Here is a 22,396-nt window from a genome sequence, read left to right as displayed (position 1 = left end):
CTAAAAAAGAAAAAATATTTTTTTTTAAGAGTATCTATCTAAAAATCAACAAATTGTTGTTGAAATTATAATTGTTCTAATAGCTCTTTTGCTTCGGTATATTTATAATTAGTAGAAGACATAGTAATTTGTCTAAGTAACACTTTTGCATTTTCAGAGTCATCCATTTTTAAATACAATAATGCCTTATACCATATTGCCATAGGTGCATCAATCAAATCACTAGTACTAAGTTGATCAAAGGTAGCATGTGCTTTTTCAAATTGATTTAATTCCATTTCTGAAATCCCTTTGTAAAGGAGTATACTTGCTTTGTTTTTTGTAACCGTTGCTACTTTAGGTGTAAGAATAGTAAGTACTTTATTGTAATTACCTTCTTCAAAATAACGCTCGGCATCTATAAGTGAGGTATCATCTTCACCTCCACGCGATACTAATGATGGTATGTCTGAAGTTTCATAATAATCTACATATAGTTCTTGAGAATTTTGCTTTTTTGGCATCAATACAGCTATACCTATCATGATTGCTATAAGAGCAGCACTTATATAGTATACCCAAGATCGTTTATTTTTTGAAGCACTATTTTGATAATTGCTTTGCGCTTGTGTTATGGTTGTTTTTAGCTTTGCTGTTTCCTCGCTTTTATATAATTTCTCATACTCATTGAGACGTTTTGCATCTACATGTTTAGCATAGCTCCATGAATTTTCAGAGAGTGATTCAAGAAGTTGTTTCTGCAAGAGTACGCTTTCGCGAAAGCGTATATCATCAGACAACCGTTTTTGTACAGCAATCTCTTCTTCTTGAGGTAATTTGCCTAATAAATAGTTTTCTATATATGTATTTTCTTCCTCTGGATTCATAATTCTTTTAAGGAATTATAACGTTGATCACTAGTGATGGTTTTCATGAGTTTTGTTTTGCATTTAAATACGCGCTGTCTTGCCACAGTCTCAGAGTTGTACCCTAGCCTTTTTACAATTTCACTATAAGATACTTTTGCAAAAAATAGTTGAAGTACTTTTTTACAGTTTTCAGAGATTAATTCCAGTTTTTCTGCAAATAGCTCCCATCGTTCCTGTTCTAAAGTAGCAAGTGCCATATCTTTTTCTTCACTTTGAAGTTCCATCACTCCATCATCTGTTACCCTTGTTTTGGTTTTATTTAATTCTCTTCTCCATAAATTTTTACACGCTGTAAATAGAAAAGCTTCAAAACTGCTTTTAATTTCAAAAGGCTCTCTGCGATACCGCACAGCAATTTGCATCAATGCTTTCTGAAAAATATCTTCAGCATCTGCCTGTTGTCCTTTATTTTGAATCACAAACTTTTTTACTTTAGGAAAAATAGAAGCATATATTTCTGTAATTACTTTAGAATCATTTTGTAATAAAGCTTTGAGGTAAACCGTATTTTCAGGCATTCGCGTGATTAATTAGATAAACAAAAATAATCTTTTATATTTACTAGGTAACAAACAAAAGGGTTATGCAACTACACAGTAATTGCTACTTGATTTTAACCCTAAAACCTTTTTTATGAAAAGTACATTTTTTAAATCCCTAACTACTCTTTTTATCCTTATTTTAACATTATCGTGTAGTGTTGACTCTGAAGAAAACGTAGAATCGTTAACCACTGCAAATACTGTTTACAACTCTTTTTCAGGTCAAAACTGTGCAGATCCAGATATACTCATTGTTGATGGTAATCACAACTTTTACTACATACTTGTAGCATATGAACCAAGTTCTACAAAACAAGAAAGAAACGCTATTAGAAATCCATTTTGTGATAGAATGGTATCCATCACACCTTGTACAAATAATAGAGATGCTGAAATATGGCATGTAAGAGGTATATGCCCTACTAATATGGAATGTAAACCAGATATTGTGAAACCTACAGATCCAAATTTAAGACTAGCAACATTTGCAAATACATGTCAATAATTTGAATACAATACCTAATTTATTTTTTGATATCTATCTTAGTAATAAATATGGTAGGGATGAGTGATACTTGATTACTGTAAAACAAAACACCAGAAGAAGTACTAGTTCTTAAAATTAAACTTTTACATTTACTGGGTAACAAACAAAAGGGTTATGTAACTACACAATGAATATTAATTTTAACCCTAAATTCTTTTTTATGAAAAGTACATTTTTTAAGCCCTTAACAGTTCTTTTAATTTTTATTTTAACGGTATCATGTAGTGTTGATTCTGAAGAAAACATAGAACAGCAAGTAACTACAAATTCTATTCTCAGTGTTTCTAAAAACCAAACCGATCAACACAACAGAGTACAGACAAATTGTGGAGATCCAAATTTACTTATATCTGACGGTAGTTATAACTTTTATTACATATTTGTAGAATATGATCCAAGCTCTACAAAACAAGAAAAAAATGCTATTAGAAATCCATATTGTAACAGAATGGTATCTATCACACAATGTACAACTAATCCAAATGCAGAAATATGGCATGTGAGAGGAGCATGTCCTGCTGACATGGATTGTAAACCAGATATTGTAAAACCAACAGACCCTAATTTAAGATTAACAACATTTTCAAATACTTGTATTTCTGCGCCTATATAATTTAAAATCATTATACGTACTAGTTTTATGGCTTTGTGGATTGTTTATAACAAGCAATCTACAAGGCCAAAACAATTATGATGTATATCTCTCTTCTTATAAAGATCAAGGATATGCATATAAAACTACTGTAGACAGCTTACTATCAGTATGCGAAAATGCGAATGATTATAAAAGTTTAAGTGATATCGCTTCTCATTTTTCTACACGAATTTATGGCACCCATATTGGAGAAGCAGTTCGGTATGGAAAGCTTGCTTTAGATAAGTTTCCATCATCAGAAAGGAATACGCAACAGTATGCTACTTTACAATTTCGTTTAGGCTTTTTTTATAGCCGACAAAATGACTATGAAAAAAGTAATGAATTATATCTAGCCATTATAGAACAAAATATAAATCCTTCTAGAGTAGCACAATCTTACTCTAGATTAGGTCTCTATTACAGTGCTCAAGGTGATTACTATAGAGCCATTGATTATTTTAAAAAAGGGATTTCACTTCTTGAAAAACAAAACAATTATAGAGATCTTGTCAAGCAATATATTAACTTTTCTGTAGTATACCATCAGCAAGGTAGCACAGAGAGCCTTCTCAAGAAAAAAGAGATGCTAGACAAGGCCCTAGCTCTTGAAGAGAAAACAACCATATCGCCTGAAGACAAATATTATATATATACAGGATATGCAACATTTTACACACAAGAAGCTACGTTAGATTTTGAAAATGCTAGAGACTATCACTTAAAAAATTTAAAATATCTCGATCAAGAAGGTATTAATGATTATACATGTGATATTTATGGAAATCTATCAGACCTATATAATATCGCTAAAAAGGATAGTGCACTCTATTATATAGAAAAAACAATTAAAGAATGTCCAGATGCACTTAATCAATCAGTTTCAAGACATCATCTAAGTCAATACTATAGGTATCGCAAAAACGCAAGTAAAGCCTTAGATTACATTCAAGAGTCTCTTACCATAAGTACTGGTATAGAGAATAAAAAAATAACTGTACTCACTCAAAATGAACTCAGCGAAATTCCAGAAAAAATAAAAATCTTTGGAGCTTTTAAAGAGAAAGCAGAAATCTTAGAAGATCTGTATGAAGAGAATAAAGATCAAAACGAACTTTCTCTAGCCTTAGATAATATATTGATTGCAGATACCTTAATTGATCTTATAGAAGAAGAAAGTCAAGAGGAGAGATCTCAATTACTTTGGAGAAGAAAGGCCTCTTCATTATATGCACAAGGGGTTCGGGTATGTAAAAAACTTAACAAACCCGAAGTAGCATTTTATTTTATTGAAAAGAATAAAGCACTTTTACTTACTTCAGAAATTGACACAAAAGTGAAGAGTAAAAAACTCCCTGATGCGCTCCAAAAAAAACAATTGATCTACAAAAGGGAAATCCTAGCATTAGAAAATACCATTTCTGAAACAAAAGACACTGAAAAAATAAAGAAACAACAGGAAATACTCTTTGATCTTAAAACAAGTTATCAGAAATTACAAGACTCTATTTCGCTAGCGTTTCCTTTATATAAAAAGAAAAAATTAGATAATACACTCACAACCATAAATCAAGTACAAAAATCACTACCTCCAGATATCGCCATCATTTCATACATATGGGGCAAGCCAGAAAGTGGAGATGAAATCATATATGGTATTTATATAGATGCTACTACAATAGAGCTATTTGAAGTTCAGGATATAAATACATTAAAAGAGCATATCTTCCAATATCGTACAACAATTTCTAAACCTTTTGAAACAGAAGCAGAACAAGAAAGTTATAAAGATTCTGCACATGCCTTATTTAATATATTATTCCCTACTCAACATATTAAAACAGCTATTAAAGGAAAGGAGTTGCTTATTATTCCTGATGGAGAATTGCAATATGTCCCTTTTGATTCCTTTTTAACTTCTAAAAACAGCTCAGAATACTTAATTAAATCACACAAGATAAATTACTCATATTCATTATCTTTTTCACAAAGAAATGAAGCCATACAGCGAACTCATGATACTAAATTTACTGGCTTTGCTCCTATCAACTTTTCAGACAATAATTTAACCCCTTTGCAAAAAAGCAGAAAGGAGATTGCTGCAATAGAAAGTATTATAGGTGGGCGCTCTTTTCTAGAAACTACAGCTACAAAAGATAACTTTCTTACAAAATCACAATCAAGTGAGATCATACATTTAGCAACACATGCAGATGCCTCTTCAAATCCGTGGATTGCTTTTTATGATACAACGTTAGAATCTCATGAATTATACACCTATCAAAACAATGCAGAACTTATCGTACTTAGTGCTTGTAATACGACTATAGGCGATATTGCTCCTGGGGAAGGTGTGATGAGTTTAGCGAGAGGTTTCTTTTATGCAGGAGCAAATACGGTTGTATCTAGTTTATGGGAAACGAATGATAAGGCTACTTCAAAAGTGATGACTTCTTTTTATACATATCTAAAAGAAGGAAATTCAAAATCTGATGCCTTATATAAAGCAAAACTGGATTATATATCTTCAAGTAATTTATCTAACCAATCTCCATATTACTGGGCTCCTTTTATTTTAATAGGGGAAGCAGAAAGCTCCTTATACATTAACAATACAGCACTTATTTTTAGCATTTCAGCAATTCTTATACTACTCGTTATCATTATTTTATACTTCAAAAAAAGAAAAAGAAAAAGTTTAGGGTAACAAAATTCAATTCGCTGGAACTACAAAGGGAACACAAAAAAGAAGCCCTTGAACAATTCTGTTATATACCAAGTAGCGCAATTATTAAAATTAAATAAAATTGCTTTTGATAAGGAAGAATTAGCATTTCAAATTCAGAGTCATCCTTCATATCCAAGTCTTCATGCTATTACGGGTGTCCTTACTCATTTTAATATAGATCATCTCGCACTAGTTGTTCCTGCAACAGAAGAGATATTAGACCAACTTCCTACCGTATTTCTTAGCTGTATGAAAATTGAAGAAGATCAGTTATTTGGCATTGTAGTAAAAAAAGAAAATTCCTTAATTACATATTATAGTGCTAAAGACAGAAAAGAATACGCTACACAAGAGTTCTTACAACACTTTACAGGTATTATCGTCGCTGTAGAAAAAGAAGAAACAGATCGTCCATCTGTAAAAAACAAAAAAACGACATATTTGAGAACAGGTCTATTTGCAGGTTTAGGGTTCATGCTTTTAGGCCTGATCTATCAAGCTCAATTTACTACTGGAACAATTGGGTATGGTATTGTAGCACTTCTAGGAGTTTTTATAAGTGTTGCGATCATAAAACAACAGTTAGGTATAGAAACCAAAATAGGAAATGCATTCTGCTCAGATACAAATACCTCCAAAAATTGTAGTACCGTATTAAGTTCTGATGGAGCTACAGTATTTGGAATAAAACTCAGTGATGTAAGTTTGCTATATTTTATAGGACTTTCATGTTCTGTTGTCGTCTTATCCATATGTAAGTATGCAATTACGCCTTTATATATAGTGAGTTTTATCGCTACACCTATCACCCTCTATTCTATATATTATCAATACGCTTTCGCGAAAGCGTGGTGCCCTTTATGCCTTGTTATTGTAGGTATATTACTAACACAAACAGGAATAGGTATTTCCCAAATAAGCGATATCGTACAAATCAACGCACTCCTAATTATAGGAATTGTATATACACTCACATTATTAACCTGGATGTTTATCGAACCTATATTCCTGGCATCTAAAAAACTAAAAAAAGCTACTATTGATTTTACAAAGTTTAAAAGAAACTTTACCCTCTTTGAGACATTACTTACACAAGCACCCAAAAAACAGACTTCTATAGATAATGCATCAGAAATTGTATTTGGTAATGTAAACGCTCCTTTATCTCTTGTAATAGTTACAAGTCCTTTCTGTGGACATTGTAAACCTGTACATAGCATATTAGAAGACATACTAAAAAAGTATTCCGACCTAGTCGCTATTACAATCCGAATTAATGTAAATACAGATGACAGAGAGACCACTATTTATAAAATCACAAGTCGTCTTTTAGAAATATATCATCGAGAAGGACAAGAACCATGTTTAAAAGCAATGCATGACATTTATGGAGGAATGAACCCTGATGCTTGGCTATCTACTTGGGGAACATGTAAGCAAGAAGATGCATACCATCAAACATTAATTCATCAACAAAATTGGAGTGCTTATCATGGAATCAATTTTACACCAGAAATTTTAATAAATGGTTATTCATTTCCTTCTGCGTATGCACGTGAAGACCTAACATATTTTATAGAAGAGTTACACGAAGCTTCTCTAAAAGCACAGATTCCTTTTTCATCACAATTTCAAGAAGCAATATAAAATTAATAGCCCTTTATGAGGGCTATTAATTGAACAATATTCTCTCGCGAAGAATAGACACAATCTGTGAGTGTCTCTAAATGTTCACAGCAAAAATAATTGTAAAATAATTAATTATGTTAAAAAACATTTCAAATTTAGGAAAGACCTTAAATAAGGCAGAGCAAAAAGAAACTTTAGGAGGGCGTTTACCTGTTGGTGAAGAAAATTGGCCTGGTACAAACGGAGGATGCAATCCACAAGCACAATGTTTAAATCATTGGGGAAGATGTACGTCTAGAATGTCTTGTAATTGCGTAGATGCTTCTTTAAATCACGCTTGTTGTGAAGGTCATTAAAAAAGACATTATTCATTAAAAAAATTCAATTATGTTAAAAAACATTTCAAATTTAGGGAAGGCTTTAAGCAAAACTGAGCAAAAATCAATCGAAGGAGGAAGAAATGGTAGTCACTGTTTAGCACATCCATGGAAAAACCAACCATGTATTGGAGGCCCAGGACACCCATTAAGTTGTCCAGGGAATTCAGGGCTTGTTTGTCAAATAGCATCAAACCCTGTAGATTCAATTTGTGTCTGCGAATAAGCGAAGTAATTCTCTTATATAAACATATTCAATGATTTAGGTTTTTATAATCTAAACAAAGCGAGCTATTAGTAATAGCTCGCTTTTCTATTTAGGTTAATACTGGCAACTTTTACACTTAAAAGTTAAAATTCAAAGCGTTTTAATGTTAAAATTCAGATTATCAATAATTTAAATACATTTTTGATTATTTTTAGGTAAAAATCCCGACCCCAATAACATTCTGACTATCAAATTACTAAAAAAACATTAAAAATATTCTTGCAAGGATAGACACATACCTTGAGTGTCTTTAATGGATCAAGGTTATCAGTAAAATTCAAAATCATTTTAACCATGAAAAAATTAGAAAAATTAGGAAAACCATTAAATGTAGGTCAGTTAAAATCAATTAATGGAGGAACCATAGGATGTAATATCTTCCTTTGTACATCAGATAGTGATGGATGCCCATGCTTTGGTAATCCCAATAGCGCAGATGGAAGAGGATGCTGTATGGATGGAATGTGTATTGATTAATCCATTGCCTTAATAAATAGTAAAACTTACAGACAACATTCATAGGTTGTTTGTAAGTTTTATATACTAATCTTAAAATGGAATCTTATGTTAAAAAATATTTTAAATCTAAACGGAGTAAAAGCATTAAATAAGAATGAACAACTAGCAACCTCTGGTGGTAATTCTTGTGTTGTAGCATGTTACTACAACTGTGCGGCTATCTCTAGAACCAGAGTTGAGTTAGGAGAATGTTTTGATGATTGCCAACAAAATTGTTAATTGCCAGCCAATAAAATAACAGAGTCTTATTTCTGCAGATAGAATTGAACTCGGAATTTGTATAGACCGTAGTTGTTAATAATATTAATTATAAATGACACGATACTGTACAATCTCTGAGCAGTTCATTTAATGCTTTAACTCTTCACATCTAGCGCATCTCTCAAGGCATTCCCAACCAACATAAATGCCATGACGAGTAACATAATAGCAAGCCCAGGAATAACAGCTAAATATGGTTTTCCTAAAATAATATAACTATAATGATCTTTAATCATTGCGCCCCAACTAGGCATTGGAGGTTGTGCACCTATTCCTAAAAAACTTAAGCCACTTTCAATAAGAATCGCACCCGCAAAATTGGCTGCAGAAATCACGATAAGAGGCGCCATAATATTAGGTAGTATATGTCTAATAATAATACGTCCATGTGTATACCCAAGTGCTTTTCCTGCTGTGACATATTGCATTTGTTTTACACCCATTACTTGTCCTCGGACCACACGAGCAACTTCAACCCACATCGTGAGTCCAACGGCTATAAATACCTGCCAAAATCCTTTTCCCAAAGCAAGTGTAATTGCAATTACCAGTAGTAATGTAGGAATAGACCAAGTGACATTAATAATCCACATAATTGCGGTATCTACTTTTCCTCCAAAATACCCTGCCAATGCTCCCATAAGCACACCTATAAGAAGTGAAATAAAAACTGCAACAAACCCAATCGAAAAAGAAATACGCGCTCCTACAAACATCCTACTCAATAAGTCTCTACCGTATTTGTCTGTACCCAATATAAATTTTTGTGAATCTATATGCGCTTTCGCGAAAGCGTATACATCTACCCCCTCTTCCATCTTTAAACGCTTAGAAATCCCTTCTATATCATCTCCTGCATATGGTGTATACACAATCTCATCATTTTCTATAGTGTAGGACGTGATAGGAATTTCAGTATCATTATTACGTTTCCCAAAAAAGAGAGAAGACACCTTAAAAGAGTCATCTTCAATAGCAGATGGAATTGTAAGCATAGAAACGGTAAAACCAGGACCTCTAGAATGTATAGAAAGATGCATTTGATTTGCATTCTGACTATTATCAGGGGCAATTATATATGCAAATAATGCAATAATACCACAAAGCACGATATAGAATAAACTCAAAACGCCCCAGAAGTTTTTTTTAAACTTTTGGAGCGCTAAGCTTGTAAGTGAATTTGCGGTTTGCGACATAAATTAATCTTTTATCGCAGCAATTTTACTTTTTCTAATATTATTAATTTTTAAGTCTTGTAATACATTAAGTGCCTCTTCTACATAGACATCACCTGCAAGACTTTTATGCCAACGTTCTCTTTTATCTTTTAAAACAGTATCTGTTTCAAAAAGTTTTAATTCATAAGGCAACGAACTATATGTCAAATTAGATGTATAGTCATCTATAGCATCAAAACGTTTGGTCTCTTCATCACTACTCGTGATTCTATTTTTATATCCTTCATAGCTCAGGTCCCACTCTGTATCTTCGCGACGTTCTTTAAGCCATTTTGCATAGTCATTTATAAGTTTAAGTTGTTCGCTTTTTGAGATACGAGCAACACTATTTTGGATCGTTTTTTCATAATCAATATACCCATCCCATACATCATAAGTAGCTGCTCTAATACGATCCCAAGGCAACGGATTTTCTTGATCACGCTCTCCTATATCTATATAACTATAGATGTCTGGAACAACAACATCACTCTTTACTCCTTCAAGTTGTGTAGATCCACCATTCACACGGTAAAACTTTTGTATCGTTACTTTAAGTGCTCCTATATCTCCATAATCATTAGATCGTAACCATCTATTAAGTGGGAAGAAACGCTGTACCGTTCCTTTTCCAAATGTTTGCTTTCCTCCTATAATAATCGCTCTTTTATAATCTTGCATTGCGGCTGCTAAGATTTCACTAGCAGAGGCAGAATTTTCGTTTACAAGAATCACAAGTGGTCCATCCCATAAGATCCCTTTATCTTCATCATTAAGAATATCGGGTGTATCGTCACTAGACTTTACTTGTACTACAGGTCCTTCTTTTATAAAAAGTCCTGCCATATCTACCACAGCTTTTAAAGAACCTCCTCCGTTGTTACGTAAATCTATTACAAGACCTTCCATCCCTTGTTTTTTAAGGCGAATAATCTCTTCCTTGATATCTGTAGCAGCATTACGACCACCTGCATTATCTGTATCAAAATAAAAACTAGGTAAATTAATAATTCCGTAATTATGGCCATCTTTATTTACAGCTGCAGATTTTGCATACGTCTCTTCTAATAAAACAACATCTCTCGTAATCGCTATATCTTGAAGACTACCATCTATCTTACGCTTTACATTAAGTATTACTTTGGTGTCTTTTGGGCCTTTAATAAGTTGAATAGCATCATCAAGACGCATTCCCTGGATGCTAGTTGCTTGCTCATCATCTTCTTGTGATACTTTTAAGATAATATCACCTGCTTGTAATTCTCCTTGTCTCCAAGCGGGTCCTCCAGAAATGACAGTAGTCACATGTACCGCTCCATTTCTTTTTTGAAGACGTGCCCCAATCCCTTCAAACTGGCCACTCATACGTTGATCAAATCTATCTTTCTGTACAGGCGCAAAATAATTTGTATGAGGATCATATTCTTCTACAATAGCATTTAAAAAGTATGAAAAGTAATCTTTACGCTCTAGCTCTTTGGTAAGATCAAAGAAGTTTGAAGTCCCATCAGAAACTTCTTCTCTTGCCTTCTCTTCTAATTGTACTTCGGTAAGAACTTCTTCCAGTTCTTCTCCTTCTGCAAGTTGCTTTTCTTGTGTGTCTTTAAGATCATAAAAAGCACCTAAAGCACTCAACTTTAATTGGAGTCTCCAGCGTTCTTTAATTTCCTTTTTATTCTTTGCATACGGTAGTTTTTCATAATCCGTATCTATAGATTCTTGTTTAGAAAAATCAAATGGTTTTTCTAGAATACTACGTTGTGCTTCTTCTGCTTCTTTAAAGCGCTCTTCAAAACGCGTATAGGTAAGATCAAAAAATGTAAGGTCTTTTTCTTTGACCATATCATCTATTTTGTCCTTGTATGCTGCAAACTCTTCGATGTCTTTTTTGTGAAAGAATCTTCTATAAGGATCTAATGCATCTATGTAATCTTCAAAAACAGATGCTGAAAATGTATCATCCATATCCTTCGGATCAAAATGACCACGTTCAATAACATAAGATATTAAATCTAGTAGTAATTTATCTTTCTCAGGGTCTTCATCTATTCCTTTTGTAGTAAAACTACAGCTCGCCACCGAAAACAGCAGCGCTAGAGCTATTAACTTTAAATTACTTCTCATAAAATTATGTATTTGCATTTTTTAACTACCAATGTACATTAAAAATTGTGCCACAATTAAAAAATGGTTGTAATATTTTGTTAAACCTTAATGGGCACTAAAGAGAAGCAATTTACGTATTTTCGCGCATAGAATCCAACTTTACCTACACATGGCAAAAAAACCACTTATTCTTATCACAAATGATGACGGAATTACCGCAAAAGGCATACGCGCACTTATCAATGTAATGCGTACCATAGGAGACATTATTGTCGTTGCCCCAGATAAGCCGCAAAGCGCCATGGGACATGCCATTACTATAAATGACACCTTGTATTGTGATCCGTTTGTTTATGATCCAGAAGCAACTCATGAAGAATATAGTTGTTCTGGCACACCTGCCGATTGTGTCAAATTAGCAAATCAGCAAATCTTAGATCGCACACCAGATATTTGTGTAAGCGGGATTAATCACGGGAGTAATTCGTCTATAAATGTGATCTATAGCGGTACGATGAGTGCTGCCGTAGAAGCGGGTGTAGAAGGCATTCCAGCTATTGGGTTTTCGTTGATGGATTATAGCGCAGATGCCAATTTTGATGCCTGTGTTCCGTTTGTAAAAGCAATTACCGAAAAAGTATTAGAAAGCGGACTTCCTAAAGGAGTTGTATTGAATGTAAACATTCCTAAACTACCTCTTGAGGAAATAAAAGGCACAAAAGTATGCCGTCAGGCCAAAGCCATGTGGGTCGAAGATTTTGACAAACGCACCAATCCGTATGGACGTGATTACTATTGGCTCACGGGAGAATTTATCAATCAAGACAAAGGAGAAGATACCGATGAGTGGGCACTTGCACAGGGGTATGTAAGCATTGTTCCTACACAATTTGATCTTACCGCACATCATGCAATTCAAGAACTCAATACGTGGGATCTGTAAATTAAATAATCCCTTGTGAAATGGACTGTTTACGCTTTCGCGAAAGCGTATACCACCAAACCTCAAAAAGGATTGTTACTTTTGTATAAATGATCTAAATCAATCTAGCCTTTATCTATGAAGAAAGATATCATTAGTGGAGCCATTATAGGACTCATTGCAAATGCAATAGGAGTCTATCTTTATATCCTTGCATTTTCAGATTATGCTGTTGATGTCACCATTCAAAAATCGATGGATGAAGGGTATTTTGGAAAAATTGTAACCCTAGGAGCTGTTTTAAACCTCGCTGCTTTCTTTATTTTTATAAAAAAGAAACAAGATTACAAAGCACGTGGTGTTCTTTTAATTACTGTAATTATAGCTGTTTTAGTGATGGCGCGTAAATTTTTATAATTTGAAATATTACATACTTGTAGGAGAAGCCAGTGGAGATTTACACGGATCAAATCTCATGAAGGCTTTATATCACGAAGACCCAGAAGCAGACATTCGTTTTTGGGGTGGTGATCTCATGCAAGAAGTAGGTGGCACGCTGGTCACTCATTATAAAGAAAGGGCATTTATGGGATTTGTAGAGATTTTAAAAAATCTCTTTACCATATTAGGCTTTATCAGTTCGTGTAAAAAAGACATCGCGGCATTTCATCCTGATGTGCTTATTTTTATTGACAATTCAGGCTTTAATTTACGTATTGCCAAATGGGCAAAAGCAGAAGGATATAACACGCATTATTATATCAGTCCGCAAGTGTGGGCCTCACGCGCCAGTCGTGTCAAAACCATTAAAGAAACCATAGATCATATGTATGTGATCTTACCTTTTGTAGAAGGGTTTTACAACAAATATCAGTATCCTGTACACTTTGTAGGACATCCTCTTATAGATGCGATTTCTGGACGTACACAAGCCGATCCGGAGGTGTTTGCCAAAGCACATGACCTTGATAAACGCCCCATGATTGCCTTATTACCTGGAAGTCGTAAGCAAGAAATCAATGCGATGCTTAGTGTGATGCTCAGCGTAATAGACGACTATCCAAAGTATCAATTTGTGATTGCAGGCGCACCGAGTCAAGACGCTTCTTTTTATGCACCTTTTCTTAAAAATTCTAACGTACGTTTAATTATGAATAAAACGTATGATGTATTGAGCTTTGCAAATGCAGCATTGGTTACTTCAGGCACAGCTACGCTAGAAGCAGCTTTATTTAAAGTACCTCAAGTGGTCTGTTATAAAGGAAGTCGGATTTCCTATGAAATTGCCAAACGCATTATTAAGTTAGACTATATCTCACTGGTGAACTTGATCATGGATAAACCTGTAGTGACAGAGCTTATTCAAAATGACTTTACCACCAAAACGCTAAAGGCTTCTTTAAACCAGATTTTAGATGACTATCAGCGAGGACAGATTTTTGCAGACTACTACGACTTAGAACAAAAACTAGGCGGTCGTGGCGCCAGTGCTAAAACTGCAAAACTGATTGTAAAGCATAGTCGTGAGATGTGAGACGGAGATTTCGATGCTATTTGCTTTCAGCAAATCACTCAATCTTCTTCCTCCTGGAAAGATTAAAATATTGTAACACGCAATTTAGCGTCTATATTCCATACTCTTTTTTCTATTCTCTTTAAAAAACTATATTTGTTTTACCCGAATCATAAACAACATTTATACTACATGAAAAAACTATTCCTTTTCCTTTTTACGGCTGCTTTATTAACCTCATGCGGAAGTTCAAAAAAAACAGTATCAAAAACACGTACCCTTCCTAAAACGGAACGCGTCGTATTACATGCCCAAGCATTTAGTGGGACCAAATATAAATTTGGCGGTACGACCTCCAGAGGAATGGATTGTTCAGGACTGGTGTATGTGGCTTTTCAAAAAGAAAACATTGTCTTACCGCGCGTGTCTCGTGATATGGCAAAAAAAGGAAAACCAGTTTCTAAAAGTAGTGCTCGTGCTGGTGATTTGGTATTTTTTAGAACCAATAAAAACAGCCGAAACATTAACCATGTAGGCTTGGTCACCGCCGTAAAAAGCGGACAGATCTATTTTATACATTCTACTACCTCAAAAGGAGTCCTCACCTCATCACTAGATGAGAAGTACTGGAAACGTGCATTTGTGGAGGTGAGACGGGTGATCTAGTGATCATCAAACTCACTACACTATTTATATACTATACGCTTTCGCGAAAGCGTATACACTCAAACTACAAGAGTGCTTTAGAAGATCTCTAAAGCGCTCTTATTTTAAAAAATATATCACTAAAATTATTATTTCTCATTCTCACAAATAGCTGACGTATTTGTAACAACAGTTGTATCCGTAATAACTGTTGTCGTGACACACATTTTTGTAGAATTTGCAACTGCTTTGTTACCACCAACAATAGATATACTAGCTTCTCTTCCTAAAGCAGCAACTTTAAACGTTGTGAAATGCAATTTATTTTGATCTTGTTTTTTCATGGATTCTTATTTTTTAAAGGTTCCTAATTTATTCTATATCAATACTAAAACTAGCTATTTTAGCTCTTTATTTTTTAGTAAAAATTGATCTAATTCATATACGTGTACACTCATTTCATATTCGTAAGAAACATAAGAGATGCTTTGTAGTATTGAATGCAGGTTAGCGAAGAAATAATCAACTTAAAAAAAAGAGCCCATACCGCAAAACACCTCGTTTTATTATATACAGATCACCATTTCCAAAAGTACACTTACCATATAGCTTGATAAAAAATATTGGAAATGCGGGTTATTGGAAGATGGTATAAGTACGCTTTCGCGAAAGCGTATGCACTCAAACAAGAAATGTATCAAGTTTCACTTGCAAATACCTTAAAAACTTCTCACTTTTGGGTTGTTACAAATAATAAACCCAATTTGTGATATTTAAAACATTTCGTGTGGTGCGTAATAAATCAGATTGGGTTTACATCTTGTTTTTCACGTATGTTTATCTATAGTTTACACCTACGCATATAGGTGTATTGTAAAGAAAAACAGACTTGCCTTACTTAATCTCTAATTTCCTTATCATTAGTAATTTGAGGTTCAGACGGGATTCGTTTTTTAAGGAATAGTATTTGGCCTAAGTGACTACTTTGGTGTTCCATTACATGAAACCACGCATAGTAGTTATTAACACCTTCTCCTAGTATATCTTTTTGTAACCAATTATCATCTACCGTAGCTAATAATTCTTTGGTACGAGCGCGAACTTTGTCAAATTCTTCTAGATAATACGCTATTGGTTTGTCTTTATATAGTTCACGTGCTTCTTCCCCTAAATTGAGTGCGATACTCCACTTCTTTTTTTCTTCTTCGTTAAATGTCCTACTTTCAAATGTAAGTACTTGATAATAGGCTTCAGCAGCAGCTAGATGCATAATCAATGCGCCTATACTATTAGCTTCTTTATCATGTAGATGATCAGATTGGTATTCAGTAAGATCTTGTGTTTGGACTACTGCACGTTGTTTCAAATTATCAAGCATAGACACTAATGTTCCTACTTGAGGCGTAAATCCTTTTTGTTCTTTGATATTATAAAAGTCAAAATCTGGTTTTGTACCCTCACCAATAATATGCAATGAATGCATTCCATCTATAGCATCATTTGAGGTGGTAATTGTATACTCTTTAATGGATGCGTTTCTTGTTTTAGAGATTCCTTCATTCCAACTATGCATCTTTTCATTTAGCACTTCTATGTCAAAACTTGTATTCCTAAGGGAACCGATTCCATTTTGCCTTCATCATTTTCTATAGCTAAACTCAGTTTGTCGAAATAGAAACCTCCATCAAATTCAACAATTCCACCAACCACTAAAGCTTTTGAATTCTTATTAATTGTACCTTCTATGGTATATTCTTTCCAAATAGCATCTTTTACACGTCTATCTTCCATATTTTCAAAAAAACCACGTTCATCATTATGTGTGTCTACACGTGCCCATAGTCCCGCACCCGCAGTCGTATCGCCTGTAATTACTTTGATATAGCCTTTTAATATAAAAGCGCGTTCTGTTTCAGTAGTGACATCAACAGTTTGATAAAAAGAAGTCCAGTTTCTGGAGGTTTGGGCTTGTGTTTGGTATACAAAAAATACTAGTATCCATAAAAATAATTGTTTCACCATAGTATAGAGATATACGATTTTATATTATTGAGGTAACACTTATTAGTTTCTGAGGTTATATTTATTTTTTATTTCTTTTTACAAACGCTTCAGCCATGAGCATTGCATTATAGGCATTTACAATACCTCCAGATTTTGAGAGTTCACTAAAAGGCAATTGTTGCTCTGGATTTTCTTTAGTAGGTACATCTACTAGGATATCATATTTCACAGCAGAATCCATCAGGATTTGTTTTACTTCTGACGCCTTGAGAGACGGGTAATGAGAACGAATTAAGGCAGCTACTCCTGAAACTATTGGAGAGGCTAATGAAGTGCCGCTAGTCCAATCATAATCCCCAAACTCATTGTCTGAAGATGTAGAATACAACCTATCCCCTGGAGCAAAAATATCTACTTGAGATGTTCCATAATTAGAAAAAGATGCTTTTAGTTTTTCAACGTCATAGCTAGAGGCTCCTACAACAATAAAATTAGAAGCAAATTCATTTCCATTATCATAGTCGTTAGGGTAATACGAATACACATCGTTATCTTCATTATTATTACCTCCTGCAGTTACCAAAAGTACATCACGTTCTTCTGCATAACGAATCGCTTCAAATATTTTCTCTTTATATAACGATCTTTTCTTTCCCCAGCTCATATTAATAATGCTTGCTCCATTATCTACTGCATAACGTATCGCCGTCGCAACATCCTTATCATGTTCGTCACCAGATGCCACCATCACTACAGGCATTATTTTTATATGATCTGAAACCCCTAGAATACCAATTCCATTAGACCTATTTGCTGCCATAATGCCACTTACAGCAATTGAATGTTCAAAAGGAACTTTTCCATACACAATAGGATTACCATAGTTTCTATTAGTAAAATTAATTAAAGAATCGTTAATAATAACTCTTTCGTTAAATAAAGGGTTAACTAATTTTTTATTGTTCAAAGCTCCATCTAACGTATTATATAAATATTCTTCTGTAATATTATATTTAATAAAATTAGATCTTTTTAAAATATTAGAATGCAAATCTTTATCATCAGGAAATTTATTTTTTAACGCATCTAAATCTTCAAGTGTATAGCTAGAAGATTCAAAATAAGGAGCAAGTGCTCTTTTTACAGCGGTATCTATACCAATAATTTTATATGCATACTCAATATCTTCTGTAGTTTTTTCTAAAAGAACATCATATTCTTTTTCTAATTGCTTGTATTCTTCTATAAAAGTCGAATCTTTAGAAAGTGGATTAAGCGTATCTGATACTATAGGTTTATATTTTTCAATAAATCGAGTTATTTCATTTTTTTGATATAAAATATCTTTACCGTTTTCACTTCCCAAGAAATTCCATCCATGTATATCATCTATGTAGCCATTACCATCGTCATCTACCTTATTGTTAGGGATCTCATTAACATTTACATATACCTGTTGTTGTAGATCTTCATGAAAAATATCAACCTTAGTATCTAAAACAGCTACAATAATATCTTTCCCTTTCTTTTTTCTAAGAAGCTCTTTGTAAACCCTATCCAAACTTATCCCAGGAATTGTATCTTTCTCTATATCTAAATGCTGCCAATTTTTTTCTTGAGCTTCTGTAAGAGAATCTCCTTTTATATTTTTATCCCAACTTACAACAGTTTTTTTCTGTTGTGCTTGAATAGAAATAGTAAACAAAAGAAATGAAAAAATTATAAGTATTCTCATTAAAATAATTATTCTTTTAGTTGATAATCTGGATGTCCCGTTTGCCATAACAAAAATGCTATTGAATTTGCATACAATCTAAATATTGAATTAGTCCCTCCTACATTACCTGCATGACCTGAGTTAAAGTCTACATCAAATAAAATTGGTTTTTTTGATATAGAGCTAGCTTGAAGTTTAGCTACAAATTTAGCCGAATCCCAAACTACCACTCTCCCATCTTTCGCACCTGCATATACATATACAGAAGGGTATTTCACTCCTATTTTGATACTATGATAAGAATCCATATCAAGTAGTGCTTTAAACTCATCTTCTTTTTCTACAGTACCAAATTCTTTGATACTATTTAGACCATTGGGCTGTATTTCTGAACGCAGCATATTCATCGCTGGAGATATAAATACAGCAGTTGCATATAAATCAGGGCGAGTAGTAATAGCCTTACCTGCCATAATGCCTCCGGCACTTGTACCCCATACCGCAATTTTAGAAGGATTCGTATACTTTTTATCAATAAGGTATTCTGTAGCAGCAATTAGATCTTTCCAAGTATTAAATTTTTTTGTTTTCGAACCATCTAAATACCACTTATTCCCTTTTTCTCCACCCCCACGCACGTGCGGAACAACAAGGATTCCCCCTTCCTTTATCCAAGTCAAAAACATATAGCTAAAAAAAGGTCTAGCGATTGTTCCATATGAACCATAACCATATAACAACACTGGATTATTTGAATCCAATATTACATTCTTCTGTTTTATAATAGAGATAGGCAACATGACCCCATCATGAGATGGAATTTCAAATTCTAACACCTCAAAATTAGAAAATTCAGTATATTGTTTTACTTTTTTCAATTGTAATTGGCTAAAATTATCATCCTTATGATTATAAATATAAGTAATGTCATTATTTAACCAACCACTACCAGTAACCCATAAATAAGGGAATTCATCACCTAAACTATCTATCGTAATTTTTCCTGATTTCGAAGGCATTTGTATTATTTTGTGCATAGATCCATTTGTAAAATTCAGTGTGGCTTCTACTCCATTCTTTTCTGTAACATAATAGATTCCATCTTTTGTAAGCTCAAAATCTGCTATTATTTCGTTACTATTTGGCTTTGCTATAATTTGATAGTTGCTAAAATCGGGATGATGCATATTAGTTTTTGCAATTTGATAATTATCTTTTTGTAAAGCGGTTAAAAAATAAAATCCATTTTTTGAAGGTATAAATTTTCTAATTTTATGTTCTTTACTATAGAGTAACTCCCAACTTATAGAAGTGTCTGCTATATCTTCTATTTTCTTGAAATAAGTATCTTTAAACCTTGAAGACCCCCCTATTCTTGCGTACACATACGCATCATCTTTGTGAAAAATAGTAATTGCTGGAAAATCTTCTTTTTTAAGTTTTATATTTTTATCTGTACCTACTTCCAAAATAACGTTTAACTTTTTGGGGTCAGTTCCTAATTTATATAGGACAGATTTAGTTTCTAACCAATAGTCAGGAGAATTAGGATCAGTATAAGGAATATATACATAAATAAAACCGCTATCATCTGGCAGCCAATTGATACCATAAAAATTATTGGGATCAGTATTTTTTAAAACAATATTATCTATTTTTTTTGTTAATACATCCAATATTACAACAATCCCAACTTCCGCACCACGTCGTTTTAAACCTATCGCTACTTTATTTCCTTTCCAATTGGGCTTAATGTACGTAATTCCATAATAATTCGTAATGTCGTTTTTAGAAGGGTCAAATAAAAAGTGCTCCTTACTACTTTGGAAATCTCTATAAGCAATATATGCATAAGCAGAATCTTTTTCTTTTTTTACATAGAAATACCTTCCATCATTAGTTTTTCTTGTTCCATAGATAAAATAAGGGCTATTTTCACTAATAACAACTTGTCTATTATACAAAGAATTTCGTCCATTCAATGAATCTAAAACTTCATTTGAATAATATGCTTGATTTTTCATCCAATTAACAACAACACTATCTTTTATGTTTTCTATATTTCTATAGGGATCAGCTACTGTAATTCCATGGTAAGTATCATATGCTATTTCAGGAGAAATATTTAAATGTTGAGCTTGAATGGAAGTAGTAGATAAAAGAAGTAAAAAAAATACAAGTATTCTCATTAAAATAATTATTCTTTTAGTTAGGTTTAGGTTAAAGAGGAATTAATTATCATTTCTTTTTCTTCACATACTCTTCAGCCATAAGCATTGCATTATAGGCATTTACAATACCACCTGATTTTGATAGTTCACTAAAAGGCAATTGTTGCTCTGGATTTTCTTTAGTAGGTACATCTACTAGAATATCATACTTCACAGCAGAATCCATCAGGATTTGTTTTACTTCTGACGCCGTGAGAGACGGGTAATAAGAACGGATAAGGGCTGCTACTCCTGAAACTATTGCAGTTGACAAAGAAGTTCCTGAATTAATTAAATGTTCATTGTAAGGATTTAAGACTGGAAGCTCATGGCCTGGGGCAAATATGTCTACCTCTTGTTTTCCATAGTTACTAAAAAAAGTAGCTAATTTATTATCAATATATTTCCCAGAAGCTCCTACTCTGATTATAGAATTTGAATTGTACTTAGTTCTTTTAGGATAGACCATATTATCATTTATATCAATATTTAATTTAGAATTACCTGCTGCAAAAACAAATAAAACATCTTTATCTAAGGCGTAAGATATCGCCTCCTGAACCCAATCAGAGTGAAGTGAAAAATATTTACCTGCGCTTAAATTGATGATTTTCGCACCATTATTTACAGCATAATATATAGAAAGTGCCAAATCTTTATCATGAATCTCTCCATTAACAATTGAAGGGATAGGTAATATTTTGATTGAAGTATTTTCTCCTACAACACTTTTCAATACACTAGCTATTTGAGTACCGTGATAAAATTCACCTAAATTACCTGTAAGCAAATTATTACCATAATGATTATCTGATAAATTCTCAGGATCATCACCTTGAATTGATCGTTCATTATAATGAATGTTATAATAATAATCGACTATATTTTTTTTACTATTAAAATCATTTTCTAATATTTCTAGATCATAACCAATATTTTTCCATTTATATATTGCCTTAATCTCTTCTGTTATCTCTGGCCTAGCTAATTTAATGCTATCCAAAAACTCAATAGTAAGCATATCATCAGCATAGTTATTCCCTATAAGGCGCATAGCATTTTTATATTTTTCAATAATAACCTTTCCTCTTTTAATAGTAGATAACGAAGATTTTAATTCTTTATCAACAATAAATTTCGCTTTTTTGTAGTCTTGATTGTTAATCAATATTGAGTCCTCTATTGATTCTGCTATGGCTTTAGTTTGATAATATCTTACTATCCTAGTAGCTTCATTATTTGCTATTATGATATTTTCTCCTTCAGAATTACCCATAAAATTCCAACCATGTATATCGTCTACATATCCATTATTATCATCATCAATATTATTGTTAGGAATTTCATCAATATTTAACCACAAAATTTTATTGATTTCTGCTTGATTGATATCAATTTCTGTATCAATTAAAGCAACTATAGTCTCTTTACGTTTCTCTTTTTCAAGAAGTTCCTTGTAAACCCTATCCAAACTTATTCCAGGAATTGTATCTTTTTCTATATCTAGATGCTCCCAGTTTTTTTCTTGAGCTTCTATGAGAGAATCTCCTTTTATATTTTGATTCCAACTAACAATAGATTTCTTGTGTTGTGCTTGAATAGAAGCAGTAGACAAAAGAAGTAAAAAAAACACAAGTATTCTCATTAAA

21 protein-coding genes are annotated in these 22,396 nt (G+C 33.1%); 11 read left to right on the top strand and 10 right to left on the bottom strand.

The features are described 5' to 3' along the window. Positions 1–65 precede the first annotated feature (65 nt). Both Q1A60_RS14280 and Q1A60_RS14275 read right to left on the bottom strand, forming a co-directional pair. Positions 66–866 (bottom strand): hypothetical protein, encoded by an 801-nt coding sequence (locus Q1A60_RS14280; protein WP_299767095.1) that lies wholly within the window; start codon positions 864–866, stop codon positions 66–68. Beyond that, positions 863–1,426 (bottom strand): sigma-70 family RNA polymerase sigma factor, encoded by a 564-nt coding sequence (locus Q1A60_RS14275; protein WP_299767094.1) that lies wholly within the window; start codon positions 1,424–1,426, stop codon positions 863–865. The genes Q1A60_RS14280 and Q1A60_RS14275 overlap by 4 nt, the downstream gene beginning before the upstream one ends. 115 nt (positions 1,427–1,541) lie before the next feature. Here Q1A60_RS14275 and Q1A60_RS14270 point away from each other — a divergent pair, with 115 nt between their 5' ends. From Q1A60_RS14270 to Q1A60_RS14245, 6 genes are all read left to right on the top strand, one after another. After that, complete coding sequence (locus Q1A60_RS14270) at positions 1,542–1,955, top strand: hypothetical protein (RefSeq protein WP_299767093.1); 414 nt, start codon at positions 1,542–1,544, stop codon at positions 1,953–1,955. A 202-nt stretch (positions 1,956–2,157) separates the two neighbouring features. Then, entirely contained in the window at positions 2,158–2,610 is a 453-nt protein-coding gene (locus tag Q1A60_RS14265) for a hypothetical protein (RefSeq protein ID WP_299767092.1), read from the top strand. Positions 2,611–2,650: 40 nt separating this feature from the next. After that, positions 2,651–5,338 (top strand): CHAT domain-containing tetratricopeptide repeat protein, encoded by a 2,688-nt coding sequence (locus Q1A60_RS14260; RefSeq protein WP_299767091.1) that lies wholly within the window; start codon positions 2,651–2,653, stop codon positions 5,336–5,338. Between the two features lie 48 nt (positions 5,339–5,386). Then, positions 5,387–7,006 (top strand): vitamin K epoxide reductase family protein, encoded by a 1,620-nt coding sequence (locus Q1A60_RS14255; protein ID WP_299767090.1) that lies wholly within the window; start codon positions 5,387–5,389, stop codon positions 7,004–7,006. A gap of 116 nt (positions 7,007–7,122) precedes the next feature. After that, complete coding sequence (locus tag Q1A60_RS14250; protein ID WP_299767089.1) at positions 7,123–7,344, top strand: hypothetical protein; 222 nt, start codon at positions 7,123–7,125, stop codon at positions 7,342–7,344. A 583-nt stretch (positions 7,345–7,927) separates the two neighbouring features. After that, entirely contained in the window at positions 7,928–8,110 is a 183-nt protein-coding gene (locus tag Q1A60_RS14245) for a hypothetical protein (protein WP_299767088.1), read from the top strand. 398 nt (positions 8,111–8,508) lie between these two features. Here Q1A60_RS14245 and Q1A60_RS14240 read toward each other — a convergent pair whose 3' ends face one another. Both Q1A60_RS14240 and Q1A60_RS14235 read right to left on the bottom strand, forming a co-directional pair. After that, the gene (locus Q1A60_RS14240) at positions 8,509–9,609 is read right to left on the bottom strand and encodes an ABC transporter permease (protein WP_299767087.1); all 1,101 of its coding nucleotides are present in this window, start codon (positions 9,607–9,609) and stop codon (positions 8,509–8,511) included. 3 nt (positions 9,610–9,612) lie between these two features. Further along, the gene (locus Q1A60_RS14235; protein WP_299767086.1) at positions 9,613–11,754 is read right to left on the bottom strand and encodes a carboxy terminal-processing peptidase; all 2,142 of its coding nucleotides are present in this window, start codon (positions 11,752–11,754) and stop codon (positions 9,613–9,615) included. A 151-nt stretch (positions 11,755–11,905) separates the two neighbouring features. On the opposite strand from Q1A60_RS14235, the gene surE reads away from it, so the two are divergent. From surE to Q1A60_RS14215, 4 genes are all read left to right on the top strand, one after another. Continuing rightward, positions 11,906–12,679 (top strand): 5'/3'-nucleotidase SurE, encoded by a 774-nt coding sequence (surE, locus tag Q1A60_RS14230; protein WP_299767085.1) that lies wholly within the window; start codon positions 11,906–11,908, stop codon positions 12,677–12,679. A 117-nt stretch (positions 12,680–12,796) separates the two neighbouring features. Then, on the top strand, positions 12,797–13,075 hold the full coding sequence (locus Q1A60_RS14225) for a hypothetical protein (protein ID WP_299767084.1): 279 nt from the start codon (positions 12,797–12,799) through the stop codon (positions 13,073–13,075). 1 nt (position 13,076) lies between these two features. Continuing rightward, a complete protein-coding gene (gene lpxB / locus Q1A60_RS14220) occupies positions 13,077–14,192 on the top strand; it encodes a lipid-A-disaccharide synthase (protein ID WP_299767083.1) in 1,116 nt (371 codons plus the stop codon). A gap of 171 nt (positions 14,193–14,363) precedes the next feature. Beyond that, positions 14,364–14,837 carry a C40 family peptidase gene (locus Q1A60_RS14215; RefSeq protein WP_299767082.1) on the top strand — a complete coding sequence of 158 codons (474 nt, stop codon included), beginning with the start codon at positions 14,364–14,366 and terminating at the stop codon, positions 14,835–14,837. 128 nt (positions 14,838–14,965) lie between these two features. Here the strand turns inward: Q1A60_RS14215 and Q1A60_RS14210 are convergent, their stop codons facing one another. Next, a complete protein-coding gene (locus Q1A60_RS14210; protein WP_299767081.1) occupies positions 14,966–15,160 on the bottom strand; it encodes a hypothetical protein in 195 nt (64 codons plus the stop codon). 285 nt (positions 15,161–15,445) lie between these two features. Here Q1A60_RS14210 and Q1A60_RS14205 point away from each other — a divergent pair, with 285 nt between their 5' ends. Next, on the top strand, positions 15,446–15,586 hold the full coding sequence (locus tag Q1A60_RS14205) for a hypothetical protein (protein ID WP_299767080.1): 141 nt from the start codon (positions 15,446–15,448) through the stop codon (positions 15,584–15,586). 128 nt (positions 15,587–15,714) lie between these two features. On the opposite strand, the gene Q1A60_RS14200 is transcribed toward Q1A60_RS14205, so the two are convergent. The 5 genes from Q1A60_RS14200 to Q1A60_RS14180 all read right to left on the bottom strand — a co-directional run bounded on the left by Q1A60_RS14200 (position 15,715) and on the right by Q1A60_RS14180 (position 22,392). Further along, a complete protein-coding gene (locus Q1A60_RS14200; protein ID WP_299767079.1) occupies positions 15,715–16,389 on the bottom strand; it encodes a DUF664 domain-containing protein in 675 nt (224 codons plus the stop codon). A gap of 17 nt (positions 16,390–16,406) precedes the next feature. After that, complete coding sequence (locus Q1A60_RS14195; protein WP_299767078.1) at positions 16,407–16,838, bottom strand: hypothetical protein; 432 nt, start codon at positions 16,836–16,838, stop codon at positions 16,407–16,409. Positions 16,839–16,899: 61 nt separating this feature from the next. Then, complete coding sequence (locus Q1A60_RS14190) at positions 16,900–18,555, bottom strand: S8 family serine peptidase (protein WP_299767077.1); 1,656 nt, start codon at positions 18,553–18,555, stop codon at positions 16,900–16,902. An 8-nt stretch (positions 18,556–18,563) separates the two neighbouring features. Continuing rightward, complete coding sequence (locus Q1A60_RS14185; RefSeq protein WP_299767076.1) at positions 18,564–20,726, bottom strand: prolyl oligopeptidase family serine peptidase; 2,163 nt, start codon at positions 20,724–20,726, stop codon at positions 18,564–18,566. Positions 20,727–20,775: 49 nt separating this feature from the next. Next, positions 20,776–22,392, bottom strand: a complete 1,617-nt coding sequence (locus Q1A60_RS14180) for a S8 family serine peptidase (protein WP_299767075.1) — start codon at positions 22,390–22,392, stop codon at positions 20,776–20,778. Positions 22,393–22,396 lie beyond the last annotated feature (4 nt).

Source organism: uncultured Dokdonia sp., assembly GCF_947492535.1.
Lineage (GTDB): Bacteria > Bacteroidota > Bacteroidia > Flavobacteriales > Flavobacteriaceae > Dokdonia.
The sequence above is the reverse complement of the archived record's forward strand: the minus strand, read 5'-3'. Positions and strand labels throughout refer to the sequence as shown.